General features: G+C 72.1%; 19 protein-coding genes. 11 read left to right on the top strand and 8 right to left on the bottom strand.

Annotation, left to right across the window (positions count from 1 at the left end; all coding sequences use genetic code 11):
- Nucleotides 1–22: 22 nt before the first annotated feature.
- From AB0C03_RS21070 to AB0C03_RS21085, 4 genes are all read right to left on the bottom strand, one after another.
- Entirely contained in the window at nucleotides 23–1,060 is a 1,038-nt protein-coding gene (locus AB0C03_RS21070; RefSeq protein ID WP_357638467.1) for an aminotransferase class V-fold PLP-dependent enzyme, read from the bottom strand.
- A 58-nt stretch (nucleotides 1,061–1,118) separates the two neighbouring features.
- A complete protein-coding gene (locus AB0C03_RS21075; RefSeq protein ID WP_357638469.1) occupies nucleotides 1,119–3,308 on the bottom strand; it encodes an FUSC family protein in 2,190 nt (729 codons plus the stop codon).
- Between the two features lie 86 nt (nucleotides 3,309–3,394).
- A complete protein-coding gene (locus AB0C03_RS21080; protein WP_030336931.1) occupies nucleotides 3,395–4,807 on the bottom strand; it encodes an FAD-dependent oxidoreductase in 1,413 nt (470 codons plus the stop codon).
- Between the two features lie 73 nt (nucleotides 4,808–4,880).
- Nucleotides 4,881–7,244 (bottom strand): protein kinase domain-containing protein, encoded by a 2,364-nt coding sequence (locus AB0C03_RS21085; RefSeq protein WP_357638472.1) that lies wholly within the window; start codon nucleotides 7,242–7,244, stop codon nucleotides 4,881–4,883.
- Between the two features lie 183 nt (nucleotides 7,245–7,427).
- Between AB0C03_RS21085 and AB0C03_RS21090 the strand changes: the two genes are divergently transcribed.
- A complete protein-coding gene (locus AB0C03_RS21090) occupies nucleotides 7,428–8,072 on the top strand; it encodes a hypothetical protein (RefSeq protein ID WP_357638474.1) in 645 nt (214 codons plus the stop codon).
- Nucleotides 8,073–8,376: 304 nt separating this feature from the next.
- Here AB0C03_RS21090 and AB0C03_RS21095 read toward each other — a convergent pair whose 3' ends face one another.
- Nucleotides 8,377–8,715 carry a hypothetical protein gene (locus AB0C03_RS21095; protein ID WP_357638476.1) on the bottom strand — a complete coding sequence of 113 codons (339 nt, stop codon included), beginning with the start codon at nucleotides 8,713–8,715 and terminating at the stop codon, nucleotides 8,377–8,379.
- A 57-nt stretch (nucleotides 8,716–8,772) separates the two neighbouring features.
- Between AB0C03_RS21095 and AB0C03_RS21100 the strand changes: the two genes are divergently transcribed.
- Complete coding sequence (locus AB0C03_RS21100; RefSeq protein ID WP_357638478.1) at nucleotides 8,773–9,726, top strand: DUF4231 domain-containing protein; 954 nt, start codon at nucleotides 8,773–8,775, stop codon at nucleotides 9,724–9,726.
- 299 nt (nucleotides 9,727–10,025) lie between these two features.
- Here AB0C03_RS21100 and AB0C03_RS21105 read toward each other — a convergent pair whose 3' ends face one another.
- Nucleotides 10,026–11,405, bottom strand: coding sequence for a cation:dicarboxylate symporter family transporter (locus AB0C03_RS21105; RefSeq protein ID WP_030336922.1), 1,380 nt, complete (start codon nucleotides 11,403–11,405; stop codon nucleotides 10,026–10,028).
- A gap of 97 nt (nucleotides 11,406–11,502) precedes the next feature.
- Here AB0C03_RS21105 and AB0C03_RS21110 point away from each other — a divergent pair, with 97 nt between their 5' ends.
- From AB0C03_RS21110 to abc-f, 5 genes are all read left to right on the top strand, one after another.
- On the top strand, nucleotides 11,503–13,089 hold the full coding sequence (locus AB0C03_RS21110) for an ATP-binding protein (protein ID WP_030336920.1): 1,587 nt from the start codon (nucleotides 11,503–11,505) through the stop codon (nucleotides 13,087–13,089).
- A complete protein-coding gene (locus AB0C03_RS21115) occupies nucleotides 13,086–13,781 on the top strand; it encodes a response regulator transcription factor (RefSeq protein WP_030336918.1) in 696 nt (231 codons plus the stop codon). The genes AB0C03_RS21110 and AB0C03_RS21115 overlap by 4 nt, the downstream gene beginning before the upstream one ends.
- Before the next feature lie 97 nt (nucleotides 13,782–13,878).
- Nucleotides 13,879–14,079 (top strand): hypothetical protein, encoded by a 201-nt coding sequence (locus AB0C03_RS21120; protein ID WP_156057918.1) that lies wholly within the window; start codon nucleotides 13,879–13,881, stop codon nucleotides 14,077–14,079.
- Nucleotides 14,076–14,480, top strand: coding sequence for a type II toxin-antitoxin system VapC family toxin (locus tag AB0C03_RS21125; protein ID WP_357638482.1), 405 nt, complete (start codon nucleotides 14,076–14,078; stop codon nucleotides 14,478–14,480). The genes AB0C03_RS21120 and AB0C03_RS21125 overlap by 4 nt, the downstream gene beginning before the upstream one ends.
- A 289-nt stretch (nucleotides 14,481–14,769) precedes the next feature.
- Nucleotides 14,770–16,407, top strand: a complete 1,638-nt coding sequence (abc-f, locus tag AB0C03_RS21130) for a ribosomal protection-like ABC-F family protein (RefSeq protein WP_357638484.1) — start codon at nucleotides 14,770–14,772, stop codon at nucleotides 16,405–16,407.
- An 86-nt stretch (nucleotides 16,408–16,493) separates the two neighbouring features.
- Here abc-f and dnaE read toward each other — a convergent pair whose 3' ends face one another.
- Nucleotides 16,494–20,024, bottom strand: coding sequence for a DNA polymerase III subunit alpha (gene dnaE / locus AB0C03_RS21135; RefSeq protein ID WP_357638486.1), 3,531 nt, complete (start codon nucleotides 20,022–20,024; stop codon nucleotides 16,494–16,496).
- A 145-nt stretch (nucleotides 20,025–20,169) separates the two neighbouring features.
- Here dnaE and AB0C03_RS21140 point away from each other — a divergent pair, with 145 nt between their 5' ends.
- The 3 genes from AB0C03_RS21140 to AB0C03_RS21150 all read left to right on the top strand — a co-directional run bounded on the left by AB0C03_RS21140 (nucleotide 20,170) and on the right by AB0C03_RS21150 (nucleotide 21,988).
- Complete coding sequence (locus tag AB0C03_RS21140; RefSeq protein ID WP_357638487.1) at nucleotides 20,170–20,790, top strand: L-threonylcarbamoyladenylate synthase; 621 nt, start codon at nucleotides 20,170–20,172, stop codon at nucleotides 20,788–20,790.
- Between the two features lie 116 nt (nucleotides 20,791–20,906).
- Nucleotides 20,907–21,446, top strand: coding sequence for an RNA polymerase sigma factor (locus tag AB0C03_RS21145; RefSeq protein WP_357638489.1), 540 nt, complete (start codon nucleotides 20,907–20,909; stop codon nucleotides 21,444–21,446).
- A complete protein-coding gene (locus AB0C03_RS21150; RefSeq protein WP_357638491.1) occupies nucleotides 21,443–21,988 on the top strand; it encodes a hypothetical protein in 546 nt (181 codons plus the stop codon). Before AB0C03_RS21145 ends, AB0C03_RS21150 begins: the two co-directional genes overlap by 4 nt.
- Nucleotides 21,989–22,002: 14 nt before the next feature.
- Here AB0C03_RS21150 and AB0C03_RS21155 read toward each other — a convergent pair whose 3' ends face one another.
- Nucleotides 22,003–23,424, bottom strand: coding sequence for a serine/threonine-protein kinase (locus AB0C03_RS21155; RefSeq protein WP_357638493.1), 1,422 nt, complete (start codon nucleotides 23,422–23,424; stop codon nucleotides 22,003–22,005).
- Nucleotides 23,425–23,557: 133 nt separating this feature from the next.
- Between AB0C03_RS21155 and AB0C03_RS21160 the strand changes: the two genes are divergently transcribed.
- On the top strand, nucleotides 23,558–24,157 hold the full coding sequence (locus tag AB0C03_RS21160; RefSeq protein ID WP_030336907.1) for a hypothetical protein: 600 nt from the start codon (nucleotides 23,558–23,560) through the stop codon (nucleotides 24,155–24,157).
- Nucleotides 24,158–24,231 lie beyond the last annotated feature (74 nt).

Below are 24,231 nucleotides of genomic sequence, written 5' to 3' on the forward strand. Positions count from 1 at the left end.
CGGTCGTCCCCGGCGGCGGATCTCAGCCGGTCAACGCCGTCAGCGCGGCGTCCACATCGGCCTCGGTGGAGTAGATGTGGAAGGAGGCCCGGACCCGGCCGGCGCGCACCGCCGCCCGGATGCCGGCCGCCGCGAGGCGCTGCTGCGCGTCGGGCACGTCCACGCTGACGATGGCGCTCTCCCCCGGTGGCCGACCCAACCCGGTCAGGAACCGGTTGGCCAGTGCCACGTTGTGCGCCCCGATCGCCGACACGCCGATCTCGGCGACCACCTCCAGGGCGGGCGCCGCGCCGACCCAGCTGAACCAGGCCGGTGAGATGTCGAACCGGCGGGCGTCGTCGGCCAACCGCAGCGGCGGACCGTAGTAGGAGGCGTGCGGGTCGCCGCCCGCGTACCAGCCGGCGGCGTCGGGGCGCAGCCGCTCCCGCAGCGCGGGCGCCAGATAGGCGAACCCGGTCCCCCGCGGATTCATCAGCCACTTGTAGCCGCCCACCGCCACCACGTCGGCCCGGCTGCCGTCGAACGGCAACCACCCGCACGCCTGCGTCGCGTCCACCGCCACCAGCGCGTCGTGCGCGCGGGCCGCGGCCACGATCTCGTCGTACGCCGCGACCGCCCCGTCGGCCGACTGCACCAGGCTGAACGCGACCAGGTCGGTGTCGGCGTCGATGGCGTCGACCAGCGACTCCAGCGGCACCGTACGGACCGTGACACCCCGCTCCCGCTGCACCAGCCAGGGGAAGAGATTCGAGGTGAACTCGACCTCGGGGACCACCACCGTGGCACCGGCCGGCAGCGCCGCCGCGACCGGCGCGAGGAGTTGGGACACGGCCGCGCCGACCGCCACGTCACCGACCGGCACCCCGATCAGGCCGGCGAACGCTACCCGGGCCCGGTGCGTCGACTCGCCCCAGCCCTCCCACGACGTACGACCAACCCGCCAGGCGGTAAGGGCCTCCTGCACCGCCGCCCACGCCGGCTCCGGCGGCAGCCCGTAGCTGGCGGTGTTCAACCAGCCCGGCTCCGGCTGCCACAGCTTCTGCGCCTGCTCGATCTCCATGCCTCGACGCTATGTCGAGCCCGGCGCGACGGGGACTGCCAATCCGCGACCCGCGGCCTCACGGCTCCCGGCGGCGTCCGGCCGACTCGTCGGCGGTGGGCCGCTGGATGTGGGTGAGGCTGTCGGCGAGAGCGGCGAGCCACCGATCGACCTCCACCAGGTGCCGGACGGACTGCAGGTCGGCCCCGCGCAGCAGCGGACGGATCCGGTCCAGCTGGTCGACACAGGTCATCGAGACCGGTGCCGGGCCCGCTGTCCGGCCGTGGGCGACCTCGTCGGCGAGGGTGTCGTACGCCGAGCGCAGGCGGCCGGCGGAGTCCGCCAGCAGCGCCGCCGCCTCGGGCCAGCCGGCGAGGCAGCCGGGCGGGTTGCGGCGCAGCAGCGACTGTGCGCCGGGCAGCACGTGGTGCCCGGCGCTCAGGACGGCACCCCAGTTCACCTGCCGCCGGCGTGGATCGTGCCGCTCGGAGTGGTACTGCCAGTACGACGCGTCGACCAGGACCATCCGGCGGCGGACCCGGTCGAGCGCGGCGTCGGGTGGCGGCGAAGCGCCGAGCACCGCCTGGACCGTCTGATCGACGGCGTCAGCGTTGACCGCCAGGTAGCGGGCGGCGTTGTGCCGCAGGTCGTGGCCCGCGCCGCGCGGCCACATCGCCACCCCGGCGAGCACGCCGATCACCGTACCGAGCAGCACGTCGACGAGGCGGGCCTCGGCGAGCCGCCAGCCTTCCGGGCCGAGTTGGGCGAAGACGACAGTCAGCAGGACCGTGAACAGCGCCTGCTGCCACACCGGACCGAGCAGGCGGCCAACCCCCAGGGCCAGCAGCAGGGTGATCGGAAGGACGACGGCGTAGACGACCGGTTCGTCGACGACGAGCATCACCCCGCCGCTGACAACCGCCCCGATGATGGTGCCCAGCACGGCCGGCCGCAGTTCGGTGCGGGTGTCGGCGGCCGAGGTGCGCAGGACCGTGAGGGTGGCCAGCAGCACCCAGAAGCCGTGGTTCAGGTGCAACACCCCGGCCGCCACCCGGGCGATGGCCAGGGCCACGGCCAGCCGCAGTGAGCTGTGCAGGTGGGCCGAGCGCGGCGCCAGGTGGGAGCGGAACTGCCACCAGTACAGCGTCCACGGGCTGTGCCGGGCGTACTCGAACAGCCCCGAGGAGGCGTGCGGGTCGTCGAGCCGCGCCCCGGCGGCCACCCGGCAACCGACGGCGAAGACCCGCACCTGGTCGGCGAGGGCCAGCGCCGTGGCGTCGCGGCACAACCGCTGCACGTCCGGCGCGTCGCGGACGCCGCCCGTTCCCACGGGGTACGCCGCCTCGGCCCGTGCGACCGCGACGTCCAGGTCGGCGAGGGTCACCGCCGGCGCACCCGGCGACAGGCTCCGGCCGGCGACGCGGGTCGTCTCCGCGCACGAGCGCAGCAGACGCGCCGCCGCCAGGTCCGGAATCGGCTCCGGCGGGGCGTCCGCCGCCAGCCGGTCCGCCTCGACGAGCGCCTCCCGGAGCGCGGCGGCGCAGATCCGCAACGCCCGGTCCTGCGCGCCCGCCGCGGTGGGCGCCCACGTCGCGGGGGTACGGCCCAGCTCGATCGCCGCCATCGCGTCGTACGCCCGCGCGCGCCGAGTGTCCCGGTCGGCCCCGGCGGTGTGCGGGTCGGTCACCGTGGCGGCGGTGTCGTCGAGGAAGGCGGCGAGGCCGTCCGCCGCCGCGGCGAGGCGCTGCCGGTAGGAGACCGGCACCGGGTCGGGCCAGAGGACGACCTCCGCCGCGGCGAGCAGCACGACGGCGAGCGTCACCCCGCCGAGTCGGGCCGGCAGGGTGCCCGGCTGGTACGGCGGGAACGACGCCAGGATGTAGAAGAGCTGGAACGCGCTCGCCAACCCCACCAGGCGCGGGTTGCCGACCCCGGCGAACGCCACCACGAACCCGACGACGAGCATGCCGCCGGCGGCCGCCCACGTGCTCCACGCCAGGAACGAGCCCACCGCGATCAGCGCCCACACCACCGGTAGCGACAGCACGAGGATCCGCGCCCGCTGCGGCGCCGGACCCGGCAGCTTCGCGAACGACCCGGCGGCGATCGTGCCGAACAACCCGTACGTGGCGAGGGTGGAGTTGCCCGCACCGTAGCGGCAGCCGAAGAAGACGACCGACGCGACGAGCGTCAGTCGTGCCGCGCGTCGCAGGATGACGTCACCCGGGTCACGGCGGCGAAGCCGGCCAAGGAGGCTGGTTCCGAGCACTACCGCTCCCCCGGTCCGTCGCAGCAGCCCTCCCCGGCCCACCATTCTCCACCGCGCCCCGCCACGGGCGGCGGGTTACCGGCGAATCATCGCCGGGAGCTGCCCAGCAGACCGAGCCGGAGAGCCCGCAACAGGGTGCCGGGGCGGCTCAGGGCGGCCGGATGGTCGAGCATGGTGGTGACCCGACCCAGCCGGGCGTTGAGCACCGGGTCGGTCAGCGACGCCCGGAAGAGCAGGTCCCCGAACCACTTGGTGACCTTGTAGCCGGGCGGGTACGGCCCGTCGACGTGCGGCAGCTCGATGTCGGCGGTGGTGGAGATCTGCCAGGCCGCGTCGACCACCACCCGGACCTGGTCGAAGTACGCCCGCGCCGGCTCGTCGTGCGGCCTCGGCCCGGATCGCAGGTACCTGGACAGGCAGGAGGCGTGCAGCGTCGCGGAGGTCATGCCCTGGCCGTACACCGGGTTGAAGGACGCGACCGCGTCGCCCGCGGCGACCAGCCCGGCGGGGAGGCGGTCGAGCTTGTGGAAGTCGCGGCGTCGGCTGTCGGCCTGGTGGTACGTGACCACCCCGCCGAGCATCTCCCCGTGTTCGGCGATGTCACCGAACATCTGTGGGTAGTGCTCCCGGCAGCGGGCGGTGAAGTCGGCGACGTCGCGGCTGGGCCGGTCACCGTCGTAGCCGGCCACCAGCATGATCCAGCGGTCCCCCTCGACCGAGTTGATGCCACCGATCCGGGCGGTACGCCCCCTGCCCGCCATGGTGTGGAAGACCGCCACCCACGCGTCGCTGACCTTCTCGTCGCGCCTGAAGAGCGCCGTGGCGTAGTTGAGTTTGATCGGCATGCGCTGCATGGGTGGACGCGGCCACCCGTGCTCGGCCAGCCAGTCGCTCAACCGGCTGGACCGTCCCATCGCGTCGACCACCAGGTCGGCCGCCTCGACGACGGGCTCGGTGCCGCCCTCGGGCACGTACCGGACGCCGGTGACCCGCCGCTCGTCGAAGAGCAGGCCCTCCGCCCGGCCGTACACCATCCGGATGTTGTCGACGGCGAGGGTGCGCCGCCGGACCAGCGCCTCCAGGAACGGACGCGTGGTGATCAGCGCCGGCCCGGTGCCGGTCGCCGCGGGTGGCAGGCCCAACATGCCGTTCACGAAGACCTTCGCCGTGCCCGGGTCGCGCGGCGGCGGCGGAGCGCCGAGCGCGAGCGCCTCGTCGGCGATGCCGGGGAACCAGCGCTCCAACTGGACCTGACCGGCGGGCAGCAACGCGTGCACCTGACTGCCCTGCGGCACCCCCGGCCGTGGCCCGGCGTCGACGTCGGACGGGTCCCGTTCGACGATCAGCACCTCCTCGGCGTGATCGCTGAGCACCCGGGCCGCCAGCAACCCGGCCATGCTGCCACCGAGCACCACCGCACGTCGCATGACGACTCTGGTCTCGGCCGGTCGTTCGGCGGTCGCTATCTCCGCGAAGAGCCGGGACGGAGAGGGGGGCATGCGATCACTCCTCGGACGGTCGGGAAGGCGTGGCATCCACGACCGTAACCACCGCCGCCCCCGCCGTCAGCGCTCAGCTGGCCCGCCACTTCTGGTTGGCGTTGCCGGTGCACTGCCAGATCTGCAACCGGGCGCCGTTGTCCGGGTTCGAGTCGACCACGTCGACGCACCTGTCCGCCTTGGTGTTCACCAGGTCGTACGCCTTGTTGAGGGTGAACCTCTGCGACGACGCGCCGGAGCACTCGGCCAGGATGACGTACGCCCCGTCCTGGGTGGAGTGGCCGGCGACATCAAGGCACATCCCCATCGAGCGGACGGTGCCGTCCGACGGGAACGTCCACAGTTGCTTCGCGGTCCGTCGACAGTCCCAGATCTGCGGTCGCGCGCCGGCGTAGGCGTTGCCCTCCGGAATGTCGATGCAGCGGTCACTGGCGAAGCTGGAGATCTGCTTGCCGGCGGGCGGGCTGCTCTTCGTCGGAGACGGTGGCGGAGCGGACGGCGGCGCCTGGTTTCCCCCAGCGGTGGTCGTTCCGCTGCCCGTCCTCGGCGACGGCGGCGGCGCACTGGCCGACGGCGGCGCGCTGGCGGCGCGCGACGGCGGGGCACCCGCGACGGGTAGGCCCTGGAAACCATCCGTGATCAGCGCGAGGACGGCCTCGCTCGCGGACCATTCGGCCGCCGAGGTGGTCCAGTCGATCGAGTACGCGTGCCCGTTGTGGCCGACGAACACCCGGCTCGACGTGTGCATCGGCGTGCCGTCCTGGTCGGTGTACGTCCACGCCCACTCGGCGGCCCGCAGTTGGTAGCGCAGCGCGTCGAGCCGGACCTGCCGATACTCGGCGTACCGGCCGCGTTGTGCCGTCTCCCGCGCCCGCAGCTGCGCGAGCGGGTCCGCGGGGACGGACCGGAGTTCGTCGACGACGAGCACGCGACTGCCGTCCGGCTCGCGGAACACGGCGCGCTCACCGTCGCGCCGGGCCTGCCAGCCGTCCGGCACCGGTACGAGGAAGCGCGGATCGTCACGGTAGTAGCGCCAACCCGCCGGCGGCGGTGGCAGCACCCTGGACACCGGCGTCTCGGCGACCGGCGACGGGTGCACGTCCGGCGCCGCCACGTCGTCGGCACCCGGGTCACCGAACATCCCGCCCTTGAGCACTGACGCGGCCACCAGCAGGACGACCAGTAGCACGGCGGCCCCGATCGACCCGATCAGCCGCGCCCGACGCTGACGACCCTTCCCGGGCACCGGGGCGGCAGCGGGTGACGGGGGCACCGCCGGCGACATGGGCGCGGCAGCGACGGCGGGCGACGTTGGGGCAGCCGGCGCGGCGGGCGACGTTGGGGCAGCCGGCGCGGCGGGCGACGTTGGGGCAGCCGGCGCGGCGGGCGACGTTGGGGCAGCCCGCGCGGCGGGCGACGTTGGGGCAGCCCGCGCGGCATTGACAGTCGGTGCCGCGGGGGCGTCGGACGCGTCGGGAACGGCCGGCGACGCGGGCGGACCGGGTTCGGCGGGGACGAACTCGGGCACGATCGTCGGACGGGGCAGGTCGGCCGTGGCGGTGGTGATCCGGGTCAGCGGTCCGCCGTCGGCCCCGCTCACCTCAGTCGCCGGCACATCCGGGGTGGCGGCCTGGCGCAGGAGCCGGTCCGCCTCCTCGGCGCTGATCCGTTGACCCGGCTCCCGGCGCAGCAGTCCCTCCAGGAGTGGGGTCAGCGGACCCGCCCGTCGCGCCGGCGGTGGCGGTTCGGTGGCCAGGGCCGCCAGCGTGGCGATCGGAGACGAGCGGTGGTACGGGGTACGTCCCTCGACGGCCGCGTAGAGGGTGGCGCCCAGCGACCACAGATCGGCCGCCGGCCCCACGTCGCCGTCGGTGGCCCGCTCGGGTGCGAGGAACGCCGGCGAGCCGAGCACCATTCCGGTCTGGGTCATCCGTGGGTCGCCGGGGAGGGTGGCCAGACCGAAGTCGGTCAGCACCACAGTGCCGTCGTCGGCGAGCAGCACGTTGGCCGGCTTGACGTCCCGGTGCAGCACACCGGCGCGGTGGGCGGCCCGCAGCGCGCCCAGGATGCCCAGCCCGATCCGGGCGGCGCGGTCCGCCGACATCGGCCCCTCAGCTTCGAGCACCTGTTGCAGGGACCGGGACGGCACGAGCTCCATCACGATCCAGGGGTCGCCGCCGGAGTGCAGCACGTCGAAGACGCGTACCACATTGGGGTGGCCCAGACGGGCGACGGCCCGCGCCTCACGCATGGACCGTTCGCGCATCTCCCGACGTTCGTCGTCGTGCAGGCCGGGCGGTGCCACCAACTCCTTGATGGCGACGTCGCGCTGCAGCATCTCGTCGCGGGCCTGCCACACGCGGCCCATCCCGCCCTGGCCGAGCGGACGGACCAGCCGATAGCGATCGGCAATCAACTGTCGAGAGGCGTCTGGCACGACAGGAAGGTACCTGCCCTGGTTTACGTACCCAATTCTTCTGGCGGCTGGAAAAGCGACAGTTGGATATGTCACACGCAAGATCGACTGGTTACCGATCGTTCATTTCCGCTATTGGTACGAGCGGTGTCGCCCACCGCGATGTTACCAACGCGTATATCGGCCTCCTGCTATAAATATCGAATGAATTCGAATTCTGCGGAGCGCCGGACCGGACGCGCCGCGGCCGGGGTGGCCGGCCTGTGCCTGGCGGTGGTCCTGTCCGCCTGCACGTCGGCAGGTGACCCGCGCCAGCCCACCTCAGCGCCGGCCGACCGGGCGCCGGCTGATCGGGCAACTCCGGCCGACCGGTCGGCGCCGGCCACCGGTGCCAGCGGTGCCGGGCTGCCGTGCACGCCATCGGTCGACGCGCTGCCGACGCCGCCGGCCGGCTACCGGTTGGTGGGCGAGGATGTGGCGGTGCCCGACACCCCGGTGCTGTCGGCGGGCGATTCCGGGGAGGCCGATCCGGCGGCGCGGCTGTTCGCCAAATGGGGGCTCGTCGTCCGCGCCGGCACCGTCGTCGACCTGCGGGTGGCACCGGGCTGGCAGGACAGGGCCCGGCTCGGGTGGGGCGGCACCGGCGCACCCGCGGCGACCGTCACGGTGCACGCCTGCCCTCCCGAGGGTGGGCAGGCGCAGTGGCTGGCCTTCGTCGGCGGCGCCTGGGTCGCGCAGGTCGCCTGCGTACCGCTGATCGTGACGTCGGACGGCCGGACCGACCGCGTCAACCTCGGCATCGGCACCCCCTGCGACACGACCGCCACGCGGCACCCCGTCACCTCATGAACCCCGAACGGCCCGGCGCCGCCTGCTGCCGCTCAGTCCGGTAGCGCTCATGCGCCTCAGCCCGGCAGCGCCCGTGCGCGCCAGCCCGGCAGCGCCCGTGCGCGCCTCAGTTCGGCAGCGCCCGCGCGCGCCTCAGCCCAGCACCGCTGGGCTCAGCCCGGCAGCGCTCGTGCGACTCGATCAAGCAGGTCGCGGGCACCGGCCTGAACATCCGGGTCGGGATCGTCCAGCAGACTCCGGAGCACGGCACGAAAACGCATCCGGTCCTCCGGCCCTGCGCAGGCGAGCTCGAAGAAGGCGGCGCTCAGGCAACCGGTGAGATGATCCCCTGCTCCGGCTCAGCGACATGCCACGCTGCCGCGATGAGACGCAGGCCGGCTGCGTCACGACGCCGCAGCAGTTCCTCGGCGGTGGCGTCGGTGACCGCGGTGTTCGCGCTGTCGAGAAGCAGGCTCCGCACCACGGTGTCCACCGGCTTCCGCCCAACGACAGCGCTCAGGTGACGCCCGGCGCGGGCCCGGTCCGACCACAACTGCGACCGGGCCAACCTCAGCGCCTCCCCCATCTCCACCCCCACATCATCCCCGCCCCCACCCGGATCGACGTCCACCGCCCTGGTGATCAAGAGCTTTCCGTCATCCATCCCGGTGTGTCGTGACGCAAACCTCTTGATCACCAGGGGTGACGGGTGGGAGTGGGGGTGGACAGGGGTGTCTACTGTCTACAGCGGCTGGCGTCCGACTGTCGATGTCCTGGATGTTCTGTCGAGAGGGTCAACGACATGCTGAAGGCCGAGGATCTTCCCCCGTTTCAGCGCGCCGTGTCCGATGAGTCGCAGCGCGGCCAACGCGTGTACGCCACCCTTGTCGCGCTGCGGCTGTCCCTGCTCCTGGTGGCCGCTGTCGCGGGAGTCGCCACCTGGAAGCTCGACAATTTCGCCCTCGGCCCGGCGCTGGCGGCGGGCGCGTTCGCCGCCACCTCGATCGTCGAGGTCTTTCTCCTCACCAATCGTCCGAATGAACGGTGGTACGTCGGCAGGGCCCTCTCCGAATCCATCAAATCACTCACCTGGCGATTCACCGTCGCGGCTGACCCTTTTCCCCGATCGCAGAGCGAATCGGACAGCGTTCAGGAATTCACCAACCGATTGTTGGGCCTGACCGGGGACATGTCGGCCGCCGGGTTGGCGGCTCCCGCGGTGGCCGGGCAACAGATCACTGACGGAATGCGTGCGCTGCGCGCCACCCCCCTTGAGGAGCGCCGCGCCGCGTACCTGGTCGGCCGTCTCGAGGCCCAGCGGGCCTGGTACGCCGAACGGTCACTGGCGAACCGGGCGCGGGCGACCGGCTGGTCGGTGACCATGCTCGTGCTGGAGATCGTCGGGGTGACCCTGGCCGTGTCGAGGGCTGCCGGACTGACGGACCTCGACCTGCTCGGGGTGGCCGCCGCGGCGGTCGCGGCCGGCGCGGCCTGGACCCAGACGCGGCAACACGGCGCGGTGGCGACCGCCTACGCGCTGGCCAGCCAGGAGCTTGCCGCCATGGGGTCACTGGCCACCCGGATCAGTACGGAAGCCGAGCTGTCGCGGTTCGTGAATGACACGGAGACGGCGATTTCCCGGGAACACACGATGTGGCGCGCACGCCGACGCTGACACCGCCGCCATCCAGCCCTTGCCGCCCGCTCCCGCCGCTCGCCGCCTGGAGATCGCCGCCCGCCGCCCGGAGATCGACTCGGATTTCAGGAAAGCGCGGTGTCGGGGCCGTTCGGATACCCCGATATTCAGAAAGCGGAGTGGATCACGGCGCGGACCGAGATCACGACGTGGACCGAGATCACGACGTGGACCGAGATCACGGGGTGGACCGGCATCACGGGGTGGACCGCAGAACACGGCGCGGACCGGGATCACGGCGGCCGGGGCCACCGCGAAGCCCGGTCCACGTCCGTGCGTCAGGCCGACGCTCCGGCCGGCGCGGTCTCCCTCTCGTCGGGGCGCGGCGCCGCGTCGTCGTGCTCGTCGACCATGGTGGCCTCGTCGAACGGGTCGTTGCCGCTCAGCACCCCGACCGCCCGGTCCCGGTCGAACTCGCCGGTCCAGGTTCCCACCAGCACTGTCGCCACCGCGTTGCCGGCGAAGTTGGTCAGCGCCCGCGCCTCCGACATGAACCGGTCGATGCCGACGATCAGTCCGACCCCGTCGACGAGGTCCGGTCGGTGCGACTGGAGGCCGCCGGCCAGCGTGGCCAGCCCGGCGCCGGTGACTCCGGCGGCGCCCTTCGAGGCGATGATCATGAACAGCAGCAGCGAGATCTGCTCGCCGACAGCGAGTGGCTTGCCCAGCGCGTCGGCGATGAACAGCGACGCCATGGTCAGGTAGATCGCCGTACCGTCCAGGTTGAACGAGTAGCCGGTCGGCACCGTGATGCCGACGACCGGCTTGCTCACGCCGAAGTGTTCCATCTTGGCGATCAGCCGCGGCAGCGCCGACTCCGACGACGAGGTGGACAGGATCAGCAGGAACTCCCGGCCGAGATAACGCAGCAGCGAGAAGATCGAGATCCGGGCCACGAACCACAGCAGCGCGCCCAGGAAGACCAGCACGAAGATCAGACAGGTGACGTAGAAGCCCACCATGATCTGGGCGAGGCTCTTGAGGGCGTCCACGCCGGTCGCGCCGACCACGGCGGCCATCGCGCCGAACGCGCCGATCGGCGCCAGCCACATGATCATGGCGAGGACCTTGAAGACGACCCGCTGGACGACGGTGATGGCGCTGAGCACCGGCTCACCCCGCTGTCCCATGGCCTGGACGGCGAACCCGACCAGCAGGGCGACCAGCAGCGTCTGGAGCACCTTGCCCTCGGTGAGGGCGGAGAGCAGCGTCGTCGGGATGATCCCGAGCAGGAAGTCGGCGGTACCGGCGGCCTCGTCACCGGCGGCGGCCTTGCCCGAGCCGGCGAGGTCCGGGCCGAGGTTCAGGCCGGAGCCGGGGTGGATGAGGTTGCCGACGACCAGGCCGATGGCGAGCGCGACCGTCGACATGGTCAGGAAGTAGCCGAGGGCCAGGCCGCCGACCTTGCCGACCTTCGCGGCCTGCCGGACCGAGCCGACGCCGAGCACGATGGTGCAGAAGATGACCGGGCTGATCATCATCTTGATCAGGTTGACGAAGCCGGTGCCGATCGGCTTGAGTTCCTTGCCGAAATCGGGGGCGACCAGGCCGACCACGATGCCGGCGACGACGGCCACGATGACGGCCAGATACAGGTAACGGGTACGGTCCCGGCGGACCGCCGGCGCCGGGGTGGTGGCGGATGTGGTGGTGTCCATGTCGACAATGTGAAGCGCGTCTCACCCGTTGACAGCCTTGCGGTCATTCTGTTCACCGCGATGGCAGCAACGGCGGCGCGACGAGGAGGTGGTGGAGGTGGCCCGACGCCAGTGGAGCATCGCGGGGCAACTCTTCGCCCTCCAGGCGATGGTGGTGACGTTGCTGGTGCTGGCCGGCGCGGCGGGCGCCGTCTGGCTGGCCCGCAGCGACTCCCGCCAGGCCGCGCAGGAGGAGGTGCTCGCGGTGGCGCAGACGGTGGCGCGCTCCCCCGACGTCCGCGCCGCCCTCACCACCGCCGATCCGGCCAGCATCCTGCAGCCGTACGCCGAATCGACCCGGCTGGCCACGGGCACCGACTTCGTGGTGGTGATGGCCCCCGACCGCACCCGTTTCTCACACCCCACCCGCGAGCGCATCGGCCAGCCGTTCGTCGGCGAGATCGGGCCCGCCCTGGCCGGCCACCCCTTCACCACCACGAACGTCGGCACGCTCGGCGAGTCGGTGCGCGCTGTCGTTCCCGTGTACGACGAGCAGCGGCACCTCGTCGGTCTGGTCTCGGTGGGCATCACCACCCGGGCCATCGACCGTAAGCTGCTCGGCCAACTGCCGGTGCTGTTCGGGGTGGCCGCGCCGGCTCTGGCGCTCGCCGCGACGGGCTCCTGGCTGCTCAGCCGCCGGCTGCGTCGCCAGACGCACGGTCTGGGGCCGGCGCAGATGACCCGGATGTACGAGTACTACGACGCCGTTCTGCACTCGGTGCGCGAAGGTCTCGTCGTGCTGACCACCGATCGTCGGGTGGCGCTGGTGAACGACGAGGGCCGCCGACTGTTGGGGCTCGACGCGGACGCGCCGGTGATCGATCAGCCGGTGGCCGGGATCGACCTGCCGCCCGCGGCGGCCGAGTTGCTCGACTCCGGGCGCGACGCCCGCGACGAGCCGATCCTCGCCGGTGACCGGGTGCTCGTCGCCAACCAGCGGACCGCCCGTTTCGAGGGCGCGGCGCTCGGCACCGTGCTGACCCTGCGCGACCAGACCGAGCTGCGCACCCTGGCCAGTGAGCTGGATTCGGTGCGGGCGCTGACCGAGGCGTTGCAGGCGCAGACCCACGAGTCGGCCAACCGGCTGCACACCGTGCTGACCCTGGTCGAGCTGGGCCGCACCGAGGAGGCCGTCCGGCTCGGCACCCGCGACCTGGCCCTCGCCCAGCAGCTGACCGACCGGGTGGTCGGCGCGGTGACCGAACCGGCGCTCGCGGCCCTGCTGCTCGGCAAGTCCGCGCAGGCCGGCGAGCGCGGAGTGGACCTGATCGTCGAACCGGACTGCCGCCTCGACGACAGCCCGCTGCCGACCGCTGACCTGCTCACCGTGGTCGGCAACCTGGTCGACAACGCGCTCGAAGCGGTGGCCGGCACCCCGGCGCCCCGCCGCGTACGCGTCTTCGTCGGCGCGGCCGACGACGAACTGGTGGTCCGGGTCGCCGACAGCGGCCCCGGGCTGGCACCGGAGCGGGTCGCCGACGCGTTCCGGCGCGGCTGGTCCACCAAGAGCACCGGCCGCGGCCTCGGCCTGGCGCTGGTCGGGCAGGTGGTGCGCCGGCACGGCGGCAGCGCCGAGGTGGATCGCTCGGACGACGGCGGCAGCCGGTTCACCGTCCGGCTGCCGAGCCGGATCGAGCGGTCATGACCGACATCCGGGTGCTCGTCGTCGAGGACGAGCCGCTGCTGGCCGAGGCGCACGCCGCGTACACCGAACGGGTTCGGGGTTTTGTCGTGGTCGGGGTGGCGCACACCGCGCGGGCGGCGATGGCGGCCCTGCGCGCCGACCACGGCGGCGGCGTGGACCTCGTACTCCTGGATTTTCGGCTGCCCGACCTGCACGGCCTGGACGTGTGCCGGGCGCTGCGGGCAGCCGGCAGCAGCGTGGACGTGCTGGCCGTGACGTCCGCGCGGGACCTGGCGGTGGTGCGCACCGCCGTGTCCCTCGGGGTGACCCACTACCTGCTCAAACCGTTCACGTTCGCCGCGTTCCGCGACAAGCTGGAGCGCTACGCCGACTACCGCGCCCAGGCGCTCGCCGACGGCGAGGTCGCCGCCCAGCACGAGGTGGACCAGATGTTCGCCACCCTGCGCGGCACCGCCGGGCACAGCCTGCCGAAGGGGCTCGACGCGCAGACCCTTGATCGGGTACGCGCCGCCCTCACCGACGGCACCCGCGCGGCGGCCGGGCTGTCCGCGACCGAGGTGAGCGCGCTGACCGGCATCTCCCGGGTGACCGCCCGCCGCTATCTGGAGTACCTGGTGACCGTCGACCGGGCCGCGCGCACCCCCCGATACGGCACCCCCGGCCGCCCCGAGGTCGAATACCGACCCCGCTGAGCGCGGTACAGCTTGACTCTCCGACATCAACGCGAGATGCCGCCCATCGATGTCGGAGGTGGAAGAATTGGGCCGACCCGATATGCAGGAGCGAGCCGTGACGTCGAGCAATGCCGAACAGATGCCCGAATGGCCGACGACTGACCACGTGCCGGCCGAGGAGTTGGCCCGTCGTCAGGGCGTCCAGCCGGTCGCCTCCGTGGACGACCTGGCCCGTCCGGGTCTCTTCGAGTCGGACGAGGAACTGGACGAGTTCCTCACCGACCTGTACACCTCTCGGCGGGCCGGCGCCGCATGAGCCTCGTCGTTCTGGACACCGACGTAGCGTCAGCAATCCTCCGCGGGCGCCTACCTGAACGTCTCCGTGCCCGCCTGGCCGGTAAGACCCTCTGCATCACCTTCGTGACGCTCGGCGAGCTGACCAAGTGGACGGCACTGCGCAGCTGGGGTCCGCGCAAGCTGGCTGATCTCGCGCAGTGGCGTTCGGGAATCGTGCTGCTTCCCTTCGACGAGGCGGTGGCGGTCACCTGGGGTCACCTCCAAGCACGGGCTCAGCACCGAGGGCTCCCCCGACCGACCAACGACTCCTGGATCGCGGCTTGCTGCCTGGTCGACCGGCTGCCACTGGCGACTTTCAACGGCAAAGATTTCGCCGACTTCGCCGAGTACGACGGGCTACGCCTCTTCGACGTTTCCTAGCGCCGGCTGCGCCGAAGTGGCTGTCCGATACCGCGAAGCGGCACCTGGCTGGTAACCCGGTGGCGGGGCGGAGATCCGTTGTTAGACTCGGCGGCGTTGGGTCAGTGGTACGACCAGGGAGACCAGACATGGCGGGTGACGACGACATCTCCGGGTGAGACCGGATGTGTTCGGCCATCGGTTCGGCGCGCGTAAGGCGCAGCCGCGGTGGCCATGACGTCGTTCCACCGTTCCCGTTCGTCGTCGGGCGGCTTACGCACGCCCAGCCCACCCTCTGAGGTCACTCGCCATGTCTGATGCCTTCATCGTCTGCTCGAATCTGTCCTTCTCGTGGCCGGACGACACCCCGGTCTTCTCGGACCTGTCCTTCACGGTGCCGGGCGGTCGCACCGGCCTGGTCGCGCCCAACGGCGCCGGCAAGAGCACCCTGCTGCGGCTGATCGCCGGGGAGCTGCGGCCCAGTGGTGGCAGCGTCACCGTCGACGGCCTGCTCGGCTACCTCCCGCAGACGCTGCCCCTGGCCGGTGACCTGAGCGTGGCGCAAGTGCTGGGCGTGGCCGAGCGGGTCGCGGCGTTGCACGCCATCGAGGCCGGCGACGCGAGCGAGGAACACTTCGCCACCATCGGCGACGACTGGGACATCGAGGAGCGCACCCGCTCGGAGTTGGACCGGCTCGGCCTGGGTGAGCTGTCGCTCGACCGGCGGCTGCACACCCTCAGCGGCGGTCAGGTGGTCTCCCTCGGCCTGGCGGCGCAACTGCTGCGCCACCCGAGCGTGCTGCTGCTCGACGAGCCGACGAACAACCTGGACCTGGACGCCCGGCACAAGCTCTACGACGTGCTCACCGGCTGGTCCGGGTGTCTGCTGCTGGTCAGCCACGACCGGGAACTGCTGGACCGGATGGACCGCATCGCCGAGCTGGACCGGGGCGAGATCCGCTGGTACGGGGGCAACTTCACCGCGTACACCGAGGCGGTGCAGGCGGCGCGGGAGGTCGCCGAGAGCAACCTGCGCAACGCCGAGCAGGAGGTCAAGCGGGAGAAGCGGGAGATGCAGCAGGCCCGGGAGCGCGCCGACCGGCGGGCCAGCAACGCCGCCAAGAACCTCAAGAACGCCGGTCTGGCCCGGATCGTGGCCGGCGGTCTCAAGCGCAGCGCGCAGGAGTCGGCGGGCAGGGCGCAGGAGACGCACGCCGGCCGGCTCGGGCAGGCCAAGGCCCGACTCGACGAGGCGGGGCGGGCGGTACGCGACGAGGACCGGATCACGGTCGACCTGCCGGACACCAGCGTCCCGGGCGGGCGCACGGTCTTCTCCGGCCAGGGGATGCAGGCCCGCTTCGACGGCCGGGACCTGTTCGGCGGCGACGGCGCGGACCTGGTGATCCGGGGGCCGGAACGGATCGCTCTCACCGGGGCGAACGGCGTCGGCAAGTCGACGCTGCTGCGGCTGGTCACCGGCGACCTGGAACCGGCCGGCGGCGACATCCGGCGGGCCGACGGGCGGATCGCGTACCTGTCGCAGCGGCTGGACCTGCTGGACCTCGACCGTACGGTGGCGGAGAACTTCGCCGCGTACGCGCCGAGCCTGCCGGACGCCAAGCGGATGAACCTGCTCGCCCGGTTCCTGTTCCGGGGCGCCCGGGTCAACCTGCCCGTCGGGGTGCTCTCCGGTGGCGAGCGGCTACGCGCCACCCTCGCCTGTGTGCTCTGCGCCGAACCGGCACCGCAACTGCTGCTGCTCGACGAGCCGACGAACAACCTGGACCTGGTCAGCGTCGGTCAGTTGGAGAGCGCGCTCGCCGCGTACCAGGGGGCGTTCGTGGTGGTCAGCCACGACGAACGGTTCCTCGCGGAGATCGGCGTGCAGCGCTGGTTGCGGCTGGCCGACGGCCAACTGCGGGAGATCAGCGCCCCCGACCGGGGCTGAGCCCGGCGGTGTCCCCGGCCCGGTCGGACGAACGCCCGGCCGGGCCGAGGCCCCGGTCAGCTCACCCTCGCCGGGCCGAGGCCCGGTCAGCTCACGTTGGCCGGGCCGAGGACGCTCTTCAGGTCACCCATCAGGGCGGTCGTCGGCGCCACCCGGAACGGCCCCAGCCGCAGGGTGGTGGTACGCCCGCCGTTCTGCAGCTTGACGTGCACCTCGGTGTCACCCGGGTGCAGCACCAGGGTTTCCTTGAGCCGTTCGACCAGCGGTGGTGTGCACCGGTGCACCGGGATGGTGAGGGTGACCGGCTTGTTGGTGGCGCTGGTGCTGACGTCCGGCATGGACATGTCCATCGCCATGATCCGTGGGGTGTCGTCGCGGCGGTCCACCCGACCCTTGACCACCACGATGGCGTCCTCGGCGATGTACTGCCCGATCACCTCGTAGGTGTTGGGGAAGAACAGCGTCTCCACCCCGCCGGCCAGGTCCTCCAGGGTGGCCGACGCCCAGGCCCGGCCCTGCTTGGTGACCCGGCGCTGCACCCCGGAGAGAATGCCGGCGAGGGTGACGACCGCCCCGTCGGGCACCGCCCCCTCCTCGGCCAGCGAGGCGATGGTGGTGTCGGCCGCCGCGTTGAGAATGTGCTCCAGGCCGAACAGCGGGTGGTCGGAGACGTACAGGCCGAGCATCTCTCGTTCGAAGGCCAGCTTGTCGCGCTTGTCCCACTCGCTGTCGCCGATGGTCGGCATCACAGTGGTGCTGCCGGTGTCGGCGTCACCGAAGCCGGCGCCGAACAGGTCGTACTGGCCGACGGCCTCCTTGCGCTTGACGTCGGCGTACGCGTCGATCGCGTCGGCGTGCACCGCGAGCAGCCCCTTGCGGGGGTGGTCCATCGAGTCGAACGCGCCCGCCTTGATCAGCGATTCGATGGTCTTCTTGTTGCAGACCACCGCGTCCACCTTGGACAGGAAGTCGTAGAAGTCGGTGTAGTCGCCCTTCTCCTCCCGGCAGCGCATGATCGAGGCGACCACGTTCGCCCCGACGTTGCGCACGGCGGCCAGGCCGAAGCGGATGTCCTTGCCGACCGGGGTGAACGGCCCGGCCGAGGTGTTCACGTCCGGTGGCAGCACCTGGATGCGCATCCGGCGACACTCGGCCAGGTAGAGCGCCATCTTGTCCTTGTCGTCGCCGACGCTGGTCAGCAGCCCGGCCATGTACTCGGCCGGGTAGTGCGCCTTCAGGTACGCGGTCCAGTAGGAGACCAGCCCGTACGCGGCGGAGTGCGCCTTGTTGAACGCGTACCCGGCGAACGGCACCAGGACGTCCCAGACGGCCTGGATCGCCTCGTCGGAGTAGCCGCGTTCGCGGCAGCCGTCCCGGAACGGGATGAACTCCTTGTCGAGGATCTCCTTCTTCTTCTTACCCATGGCCCGGCGCAGCAGGTCCGCCTGACCGAGGCTGTAACCGGCGAGGATCTGCGCGGCCCGCTGCACCTGCTCCTGGTAGACGATCAGGCCGTGGGTGGGCGCCAGGATCTCCCGCAGCGGCTCCTCCAGCTCCGGGTGGATCGGGGTGATCTCCTGCAGGCCGTTCTTGCGCAGCGCGTAGTTGGTGTGCGAGTCGACGCCCATCGGGCCGGGCCGGTACAGGGCCAGGACGGCGGAGATGTCCTCGAAGTTGTCCGGTTTCATCAACCGCAGCAGCGACCGCATCGGCCCACCGTCGAGCTGGAACACGCCGAGGGTGTCACCGCGGGCCAGCAGCTCGTACGCGGCCTTGTCGTCCAGCGGCAGGGCCAGCAGGTCGAGCTTCAGGCCGTGGTTCAGCTCGATGTTCTTGACCGCGTCGTCGATGATCGTCAGGTTGCGCAGGCCGAGGAAGTCCATCTTCAGCAGCCCGAGCGACTCGCAGGTCGGGTAGTCGAACTGCGTGATGATCGCCCCGTCGGCGTCGCGGCGCATCAACGGGATGTGCTCGATGATCGGCTCGGCGGACATGATGACGCCGGCGGCGTGCACACCGGTCTGCCGGATCAGCCCCTCGATGCCCTTGGCGGTGTCGATCACCTTGCGGACGTCCGGGTCGGAGTCGTACAGGCCGCGGATCTCGCCCGCCTCGGCGTAGCGGGGGTGCTTGTTGTCGAAGATGCCGGTGAGCGGGATGTCCTTGCCCATCACCGCCGGCGGCATGGCCTTGGTGATCCGGTCGCCGACCGCGTACGGGAAGCCGAGGACCCGGGCCGAGTCCTTGATCGCGGCCTTCGCCTTGATCGTGCCGAAGGTCGCGATCTGGGCGACCTTGTCCTCGCCCCACTTGTCGGTGACGTACTTGATCACCTCACCGCGCCGGCGCTCGTCGAAGTCGATGTCGACATCCGGCATCGAGACCCGCTCGGGGTTCAGGAACCGCTCGAAGATCAGGCCGTGCTGGATCGGGTCCAGGTCGGTGATGCCCAGTGCGTACGCCACCAGCGAGCCGGCGGCCGAACCACGGCCCGGACCCACCGCGATGCCCTGGTTCTTCGCCCACTGGATGAAGTCGGCGACCACGAGGAAGTAGGACGGGAAGCCCATCTGGTTGATGACGCCCAGCTCGTACTCCGCCTGGACGACGTGCCCCTCCGGGATGCCGTTCGGGTAGCGGCGGCCCAGACCGGCGAAGGTCTCCTTGCGGAACCAGGACTCCTCGGTCTCACCCTCGGGCACCGGGAAGCGCGGCATCAGGTTGTGGAACTCGAACATGCCCTTCGGGTCGACCTTCTCGGCGACCAGCAGGGTGTTGCGGCAGCCCTCCTGCCACAGCTCGGACGAGTCCACGGCGCGCATCTGGTCGGCGCTCTTGATGAAGTAGCCGCCGCCCTCGAACCGGAACCGGTTGGGGTCGTCGATGTTGCTGCCGGTCTGCACGCAGAGCAGCACGTCGTGGGCGGTGGCCTGGGCCTCGTGGGTGTAGTGCGAGTCGTTGGTGACCACCGGCGGGATGTCCAGCTTGCGGGCGATCTCGGTGAGCCCCTCGCGGACCCGGCTCTCGATGGAGAGGCCGTGATCCATGATCTCCAGGAAGTAGTTCTCCTTGCCGAAGATGTCCTGGTAGCTGGCGGCGACCTTGAGCGCCTCGTCGAACTGGCCCAGCCGCAGCCGGGTCTGCACCGCGCCGGACGGGCAGCCGGTGGTGGCCATGATCCCCTCGGCGTGCTCGGCGATCAGCTCCATGTCCATCCGGGGCCACTTGACGTAGTGCCCCTCCATGGAGGCGCGCGAGTTGAGGGTGAAGAGGTTCTTCAGGCCCTGCGCGTTCTTCGCCCACATCGTCTTGTGGGTGATCGCGCCGTTACCGGAGATGTCGTCGCTCTTCTGCTCCGGGCGACCCCACTTGACCCGCGCCTTGTGGTAGCGCGACTCCGGCGCCACGTACGCCTCGACGCCCAGGATCGGGGTGATCCCGGCGGCCATCGCCTGGTTGTAGAAGTCGTTCGCGCCATGCATGTTGCCGTGGTCGGTGATCGCCACAGCGGGCATGCCCAGCCGCTTGGCCTCGGCGAACAGGTCCTTCAGTCGGGCCGCTCCGTCGAGCATCGAGTACTCGGTGTGCACGTGCAGATGCGCGAACGAATCAGCCATGCGTGGCGCCCCCCGGCGGTGTGGATCTTGTTGGTCGGAGCCGACCGGGACCTACCCTACCGAGGTGATCTCGGCGGCTCCACCGTCCGCGCCGAGGGTGGCCCTCGTCTCCTGATCGTCCCCGGATGGGCCTAGGCTCTCCAGGATGGCGAGGTACTACGACGTGCACCCGGAGAACCCGCAGCCCCGGGTCATCGGCCAGGTCGCCGACCTGATCCGCGGCGGTGGGCTGGTGGCCTACCCGACCGACTCCTGCTACGCGCTCGGCATCCAGCTGGGCAACCAGGACGGACTCGACCGCATCCGGCAGATCCGGCACCTCGACGACCGGCACCACTTCACCCTGGTCTGCCACGACTTCGCGCAGCTCGGCCAGTTCGTGCAGATCAGCAACGCGGTCTTCCGGCTGGTGAAGGCGTCCACCCCGGGCAGCTACACGTTCATCCTGCCGGCCACCCGAGAGGTGCCCCGCCGGATGCTGCACCCGAAGAAGCGAACCGTCGGCGTGCGGGTGCCAAGGCACGTCGTCACCCAGGCGCTGCTGGCCGAGCTGGCCGAGCCGCTGGTGTCCAGCACGCTGGTCCTGCCCGGCGACGAGGAGCCGATGACGCAGGGCTGGGAGATCAAGGAACGGCTCGACCACCAGCTCGACGCGGTGCTCGACGCCGGCGACTGCGGCATGGAGCCGACGACGGTGATCGACCTGTCCGGGCCCGAGCCGGAGATTCTGCGCCGGGGCGCCGGGGACGTGTCCCGCTTCGAGTAGGGCGCCGGTTCGCGTCGGGTGCCGGTTCGCGTCGGGTGCCGGACGGTACGGGGCCACTACGGCGGCGGCGGTCGTACGCTCCGGGGATCGGCACCGGCGAGCATTGGACACCCGGCATGCCCGACGCGGACGACATCGACGCGCTGGCCCGGTCCGCCGCGCACGGCGACCCGGCCGCGCTGAACGCCCTGCTGGTCGCGGTGCGCCCGGAGGTGCTGCGGCTGTGCGCCCGGTTCCTGCCCAACCGGGAGGACGCCGAGGAAGCCTGCCAGGACGCCCTGCTGGCGCTGGCCGGCAGCATCGCCCGGTTCGAGGGGCGCTCCTCGTTCCGCACCTGGCTGCACCGGCTGACCGCCAACCGGGCCCGCTCCACGTACCGCACGCTGCGCCGCCGCTGCCGACTGGAGGCCGGCGGCGTGCCGCTGCCCGACGAGGCCGACCCCCGGCGGACCAGCGTGATCGCGGGCACCCGCCTCGACCTGCTCGACGCCTTCGACGCGGTCCACCCCGACCTCGCCGAGGTGGTCGCCCTGCGCGACGTCCTGGGGCTGAGCTACCCGGAGATCGCCGCCCTGCTCGACGTGCCGGTGGGCACCGTGAAGTCCCGGTTGCACCTGGCCCGGCGGCAGGTCCGCCAACGACTCGACGCCGAATGAACCCGCTGTCGCTGCGCCGGCTCGTCGTGGTCCTCACGGCCACGGTGGGGGTCGCCGCCTGCGGCACCGACGCCGTCTCGCCGCTGCCCGTCCAACCGCCCGCCCCGACCCGCTCGACGCCGACCCCCTCCCCGATCCCGGCGAGCACGGCGGTCCCCGCGCCCACCGGGTCGCCGTCGCGACCGCCGCCGACCGGCACGCGCCCGTCCGCCGCACCGCCAACCCCCAGCAGGACCACTGGTACGCCCCGAACGACTCCCCCGCCGACCGACACGACGCCGGCCTGTCTGGGCGCGGTCCGCTACGACCTGCCGCTCGCCGAGACCGAGATCGAGCTGCTGAAGTCGCTCTGCTTCGCCACCGGCGCGGTGCTGCGGATCCAGGGCATCGGGCCGGGCCTCGTCACCGTGGACCGCCCGGAGTTGGTCTCCCAGCAGTACGAGGCGGGCGTGGTGGACATCCGCTTCGTCCGCCCCGGCACCGTCGCCGTGACGATCCCCAAAAACGACCGGGAGCACACCGTCACAGTGGTGGTCCGCTAGGGCGCGTTCGGCACCTACCGCAGGCGTACCCCGGCGAGCAGGGTGTCCACGAAGGTGGGTCCGCTCTGCGCCGGCGGGGTGAGCTGCACGTACACCAGGGCGGCCCGGCCGGGGTGCAGGGCGGCCGACTCGATGATCTGCGGCCGGTCCCGGTCGCAGCGGTACGCCACCACGATCCACTCGATGCCCGCCTGCCGGGTGGTCCGGGCCGGTGCCGGCGTGCAGTCGCCGTGCGTTCGCTCAGCCAGGAAACCGGCCGGCGTGGTGCGTGCCGCCGTGCTCGCGGAGAGGCCCACGAACGCGCCGGGCAGGCGAGGGTCGACGGCCCACCGGCGCGGTTGCGGCGACATCACCAGGGCTGGTTCGGGTTCGCCGTCGGCACCGTACTGACCGGCCCAGGTGGCACCCGTGGCGGACCAGCCGGCCGGCAACGCCACGGTCAGCGGCCCGGCCGTGTACGTGCCGCCGACCGGCCGAGCCGACCCGGCGCCACCCGACTCGGCGCCCACCGCGCCCACCGCGACGACGGCCACCATCGTGGCCCCGGCCAGCCGCAACCGGCGGCGGGCCCCCGGTCGCGGTGGCGGCTGCCGCGGTACGGGACCGGTCGCGATGGTCAGCCGCGCCGGGTCGCTCGCACGGGTCAACGCGGCGTGCAGGGTGGCGGCGTCGGGGTAGCGGTCGGCCGGGCGGTGGGCGGTGGCCTGGGCGAGCACCGCCGCGACCGCCGCGGGCACGTCGTGCCGCAGTCGGAGCCCCGGGGTGCGCCGGTGCGGATCGGGGCTGGTCGGGTTCGCTCCGGTCGGGTCGGCGGCCAGCAGCCGGATGCCGAGGCGGCCGAGCCCGTACACGTCGGCGCGGGTGTCGACCACCGCGCCTGGATCGTCCTGTTCGGGGGCCATGTATCCCGGGGTGCCGGCCCGGGCGGTCAGCCCGGAGGCGGCGGCGAGCGCCTTGGCGAGACCGAGGTCGGCGATCAGCACCTGTTCCGCGCCGTCAGGGCCGGCGCAGCGGAACAGGATGTTGCCGGGGGTGAGATCGCGGTGCACGACGCCGTGCCGGTGCAGCACGGCGACCCCGGCGCAGACCTCGCCGAGCAGCCGCAACGCCGCCGGCACGGGGATCTCGCCGGCGGCCAGCCGGTCCCGCAGGCTGCCCCCGTCCGCCCAGGCCAGGACCGCGTACGGCCGACCGTCGGGCAGTTCACCCAGGGCGTGCACCCGGATCAGCCGCTCGTGCTCCAACCGGCGCAGCAACCGGGCCTCGTCGAGGAAGCGTTCCCGGACGCGTAGGTCGTGGCTCCAGTTCTCGGCCAGCACCTTGATCGCCACGTGCGCGTCGAGCGCCCGGTCGTAACCCAGCCAGACCGTCGCGAACGAACCGACGCCGAGCAGTCGCTCGATGGCGTAGGGCCCGATCCGCAGTGGAGCCGTCACCGTCTCACCCCCGGCCAGCGCGGTCGGTCGGCGTTTCTCTGCACAGTAGACCGAGCGGTTCGCGATCTCGACGAACCGTTGGCCCGGGCGCGGTGACTAACAGGGCAGGAGACCCCGCACCGAAGGAGCCGTCATGAACCGTCCCGCGATCCTCCTCACCACCGCCGCGTTGGCGCTCGGCACGCTCGTCCCGGCGACGGTCGCCGGTCCGGCGACCGCCGCGCCCCCGGTCGGCGGCACCGCGCCCGCGTCGGCGCGCGGTCCGCTCGCCGCCGCCGTCGGACACAGCCACCCGCAGGTGCTCAGCGTGCGTGGCGCCGGTGTGTACCGCATCGGCGCCAGTCTGGCGGCGCTCACCGCGAACGGGCACATCGACTGGACCGCGTCGGGCTGCGGCCCGGTGGTGCACGCCGGAGCCACCGGTTCCTGGGCGGGTGTGCTCCTGCTGGCCTTCCGCGACGGGCGCCTGGTGGAGGTGGGTACGGCCACCAACCCGCCGCGATCTCCCGCCGGCGCCGGTGTCGGCATGTCGTTCGCCGAGTTGGAGGCGATCTACGGCCGACGGGGGTCGCTGATCCGCAACGACGCGGGGGACGCCGAGGCGTACCTGGTGCGGGTCGGGTCGCGGGTGGAGTTGTTCACCGGGCACCCGATCCGGCCGGGGGTGGGCTACTTCCAGGTCGGCCCGGCCAGCTTCGTCGAGCGGAACTTCCGGCAGGGCGGGTCCTGCTGATTCGACCCACCCGCGGGGCGTCCGGTGTCGACCGGGCGCCCCGCGTCGCCGCTCGGCCCGATTCGGAGGTTGGG

Source organism: Micromonospora parva, assembly GCF_040649675.1.
Taxonomy (GTDB): domain Bacteria; phylum Actinomycetota; class Actinomycetes; order Mycobacteriales; family Micromonosporaceae; genus Micromonospora; species Micromonospora parva.

What these genes read in the sequence shown, in the direction of transcription:
- AB0C03_RS21145 (WP_357638489.1), top strand. Translation starts at nt 20,907, where the DNA reads ATGCCCGACGCGGACGACATCGACGCGCTGGCCCGGTCCGCCGCGCAC.
- AB0C03_RS21080 (WP_030336931.1), bottom strand. Translation starts at nt 4,807, where the DNA reads ATGCCCCCCTCTCCGTCCCGGCTCTTCGCGGAGATAGCGACCGCCGAA.
- AB0C03_RS21095 (WP_357638476.1), bottom strand. Translation starts at nt 8,715, where the DNA reads ATGGATGACGGAAAGCTCTTGATCACCAGGGCGGTGGACGTCGATCCG.
- AB0C03_RS21115 (WP_030336918.1), top strand. Translation starts at nt 13,086, where the DNA reads ATGACCGACATCCGGGTGCTCGTCGTCGAGGACGAGCCGCTGCTGGCC.
- AB0C03_RS21070 (WP_357638467.1), bottom strand. Translation starts at nt 1,060, where the DNA reads ATGGAGATCGAGCAGGCGCAGAAGCTGTGGCAGCCGGAGCCGGGCTGG.
- AB0C03_RS21160 (WP_030336907.1), top strand. Translation starts at nt 23,558, where the DNA reads ATGAACCGTCCCGCGATCCTCCTCACCACCGCCGCGTTGGCGCTCGGC.
- AB0C03_RS21150 (WP_357638491.1), top strand. Translation starts at nt 21,443, where the DNA reads ATGAACCCGCTGTCGCTGCGCCGGCTCGTCGTGGTCCTCACGGCCACG.
- abc-f (WP_357638484.1), top strand. Translation starts at nt 14,770, where the DNA reads ATGTCTGATGCCTTCATCGTCTGCTCGAATCTGTCCTTCTCGTGGCCG.
- AB0C03_RS21125 (WP_357638482.1), top strand. Translation starts at nt 14,076, where the DNA reads ATGAGCCTCGTCGTTCTGGACACCGACGTAGCGTCAGCAATCCTCCGC.
- AB0C03_RS21090 (WP_357638474.1), top strand. Translation starts at nt 7,428, where the DNA reads ATGAATTCGAATTCTGCGGAGCGCCGGACCGGACGCGCCGCGGCCGGG.
- dnaE (WP_357638486.1), bottom strand. Translation starts at nt 20,024, where the DNA reads ATGGCTGATTCGTTCGCGCATCTGCACGTGCACACCGAGTACTCGATG.
- AB0C03_RS21140 (WP_357638487.1), top strand. Translation starts at nt 20,170, where the DNA reads ATGGCGAGGTACTACGACGTGCACCCGGAGAACCCGCAGCCCCGGGTC.
- AB0C03_RS21105 (WP_030336922.1), bottom strand. Translation starts at nt 11,405, where the DNA reads ATGGACACCACCACATCCGCCACCACCCCGGCGCCGGCGGTCCGCCGG.